At 59.1% G+C, this 433-nt stretch carries 1 pseudogene; it reads left to right on the forward strand.

Annotated features, from left to right (window positions below):
- Nucleotides 1-279 precede the first annotated feature (279 nt).
- Nucleotides 280-433: pseudogene (locus FSO04_RS46065) on the forward strand (IS5/IS1182 family transposase); the annotation flags it as partial.

Genomic DNA, 433 nt, shown 5'->3' on the forward strand with positions numbered 1-433 from the left:
TCGCGGCCAGGTGTGGCAGAGATCCGCTTGTGGTCGATAAACTCCTATCCGCGCCGCCAGGAAGCGGACATTGCCGAACGGCCTCAACTGCGAGGAGCGAAGGTCCGGTTTGGCCGATGACGGAGCATTCATCTTCGACAATCGGATGGCCGGTTCCGAGGCGAAGCCGACGCCTGAACGTCCGACCGACGACGCATGTGAACGGCGGGTTGTGGCCGAGCCTGTGTGAAAACACACTCATCGCCTAAACTGAATCAACTCATTGAGACCGGGTGACTCATGAAGCGATTCGTTGAAGGCGATGAGCGCAAGCAGGTCGCACTACTTCCCGAATGCGTCGATGACTACATCGGCCAGGACAACCCGGTCAGAATCGTCGACGTGTTCGTAGACGAACTGGACCTCACGACGCTCGGCTTCAACGGCACCACGC

Origin of the sequence: Paraburkholderia madseniana, from assembly GCF_009690905.1 — a bacterium.
GTDB lineage: Bacteria > Pseudomonadota > Gammaproteobacteria > Burkholderiales > Burkholderiaceae > Paraburkholderia > Paraburkholderia madseniana.